Genomic DNA, 3,038 nt, shown 5'->3' with positions numbered 1-3,038 from the left:
GACAGGCCGCGGCGTGCGGGGGTGTCGTCGTTCGGGATCAGCGGGACCAACGCCCACCTCATCCTCGAAGAAGCACCTGCGGTCCAGCACACCGACACCGACGCGCAGACCGGGACGGCCCCGGAGGCGGACTCCGCAGCGCCGGCCGGACCAGCACCAGCAGCCAGTCTCCCGATCCTCCTCTCCGCCCACACACCACAAGCCCTGAGGGACCTGGCCGGCCGTCTGCACGACCATCTGACACGGTCCCCGGACACGGACCCGTACAGCCTCGCCCACGCCCTCGCCACCACCCGCGCCCCGCACCGCCACCGGGCCGTCGTCCTGGCCGCCGACCGCCCCACCCTCCTCGCCTCACTGCGGGCACTCGGCGAAGGCGACCCGGACCCGTCCACCACCATCACCGGAACGGCCGTCACCGGCGCGGGGGCAGACCCCGCGGGCACGGTCTTCGTCTTCCCCGGGCAGGGCTCGCAGTGGGCCGGAATGGCCCTGGAACTGCTGGAGACCTCCGCCGTCTTCCGGGAGCGCATGCACGAGTGCGCCGCCGCGCTGGACCAGTTCACCGAATGGTCCCTGCTGGACGTGCTGACCGGCGCCCCCGGCGCACCTGGCCTCGACCGGGTCGACGTCGTCCAGCCCGCCCTGTTCGCCGTCATGGTCGCACTCGCCGCACTCTGGGAGGCCCACGGCGTACGGCCCGACGCCGTGGCCGGCCACTCCCAGGGGGAGATCGCCGCGGCCTGCGTCGCGGGCGCCCTCACACTGACGGACGCGGCCAGGGTGATCGCGCTGCGCAGCCAGGCACTGGCCGGTCTCGCGGGCACCGGCGGCATGGTCTCGGTCGCGCGGCCCGCGGACGACGTCGAGGAAATCATCGGGCGATGGGGCGACCGGCTGACGGTGGCCGCCGTGAACAGCCCGACTTCGGTGGTCGTGTCCGGCGACCCCCAGGCGCTGCACGAACTCCTCGCCGACTGCGAGACGGCGGGCATCCGCGCACGGCGCATCCCCGTGGACTACGCGTCCCACTCACCCCACGTCGAAGCCGTCCGCGACGACCTCGCGGAGTTGCTGGCGGCTGTCGCGCCGCAGCCGTCGGCGATCCCGTTCCACTCGGCCGTCACCGGCGACGACCTGGACACAACCCGGCTCGACGGCACCTACTGGTACCGGAACCTGCGGCAGCCCGTCCGCCTCGATCAGGCCGTCCGCGCCCTCCTCGACCGCGGGCACCGGACATTCATCGAGGTCAGTGCCCACCCCGTACTCACCATGGCACTCGACGAGACCTTCGCTGACGCCGCCCCCGCACAGCCAGGCAACAATCCGGCAGCCCTCTGCCTGGGCACGCTGCGGCGGGACGACGGCGGCTGGGACCGCTTCCTGGCCGCGCTGGCCGAGGGCTGGGCCCACGGACTCGACGTGTCCTGGCCCACCGTGTTCACGGACCGCCCGCGGCAGACGGTGGACCTTCCCACGTACCCGTTCCAGCACGAGTCCTACTGGCTGAAACCGGCCGCCCGCACTGGCACCGACGTGACGGCCACGGGCCTCGCCTCCGCCGGCCACCCCCTGCTGGGAGCGCTGGTGACCTCGGCCGACACCGACGTGTTCCTGCTCAGCGGCCTGCTGTCGCCGCGCACCCATCCCTGGCTGTCCGACCACGCCGTGGCGGGCACGACCCTCCTCCCTGGCACCGCCTTCCTCGAACTGGCCCTCCAGGCGGGCCGCTCCGCCGACTGCGCCGTGGTGGAGGACCTCACCGTCCTCGCCCCGATGGTGTTTCCCGAGGACGGCGCCCGGCACGTCCAGGTCGAGGTGGGCCCGCAGGACCCGGACGGGCGGCGGCCCCTGACCATCCACTCCCGCCCCGCCGGCCATACCGGTGCGACCGACGGCACCGCCGGTGAGGTGTCCTGGACCAAACACGCGGAGGGCCGACTGATCCCCGAGTCGCCGGAGCCCGGCGACCCCTTCGGAACCTGGCCGCCGCCCGGAGCACGCGCGGTCGAGCACCCGGATCCGTACCATCGGCTGGCGGCGCGGGGCTACGACTACGGCTCCGCGTTCCAAGGGCTGCGCGCACTGTGGCGGCACGCTGACGAGCTGTACGCCGAGGTGGAGCTGGACGAGACCGAGGCCGCGGAAGCCGACCGCTTCCTCGTGCATCCCGCTCTGCTGGACGCCGCCATGCACCCGGTGATCCTCGGCGATGAGCCGGACGAAGGCGCCGAGGCCGCCATGCCGGCGGTGCCGTTCGCCTTCGGCACGGTGACGGTACACGCCACGGGTGCTGACCGGCTCCGGATACGGCTCCGACGCGACACCGCCTCCGGCGAGGTCGCGCTCACGGCGGCGGACACCCGGGGCAGGCCGGTGGTGTCGGTGCGGTCCATCACCCTGCGCCCCTTCGAGCCCCGGTCCGTGGCGTCACCCGCGGGTGCGGTGTACCGGACGGCGTGGGAGCCGCTGGCGACGCCCGCCGCCTCGGACGCCGAGGCCGCACCGGAGACGACGGTGCTGTGGGTGCCCGCCTCGGATGCCGGTGATCCGGTCGCGGCGGTGCACGAGGCGGTGGCCGAGGCGCTGCAACGTGTCCAGGAAGGCGTGGCGGAGGACCGGGTCCTGGTGGTCGTGGTGTGTTCGGGGGATCTGGCTGGGGCTGCGGTGGGTGGTCTGGTGCGGTCTGTTCAGGCTGAGCGTCCTGGGCGGGTTGTGTTGGTCGAGACGGAGGGCAGTGTCGAGCCTGCGCGTTCGTTGTTGGCTGGTGTGGTTGCGGGTGGTGAGCCGCATGTGCGTTTGGGTGTTGACGGTGTGGTGCGGGTGCCGCGTTTGGTGGCTGTGGCCGAGTCGGGTTCGGGTTCGGTTGTGGGGTCGGGGGCTGGTGCCGGGCGTGGGTCCGAGTCTGGGTCCGGGGTCGGGCTGGCGCCGGGCGTGGATCCGGGCTTGGGTGTGGGTTCGGGTGTGGGGTCTGGGTTGGTTTTTGGTTCGGGTGGGACGGTTTTGGTTACGGGTGGGTCTGGTGTGTTGGGTGG

General features: G+C 73.0%; 1 protein-coding gene. It reads left to right on the top strand.

Annotated features, from left to right (window positions below):
- The coding region (locus tag IE313_RS34505; RefSeq protein WP_189939321.1) for an acyltransferase domain-containing protein at positions 1-3,038 on the top strand (3,038 nt) is incomplete at both ends.

The organism is Streptomyces sulfonofaciens, assembly GCF_014656295.1.
Lineage (GTDB): Bacteria > Actinomycetota > Actinomycetes > Streptomycetales > Streptomycetaceae > Streptomyces > Streptomyces sulfonofaciens.
This window is presented reverse-complemented; position numbering and strand designations above follow the sequence as displayed.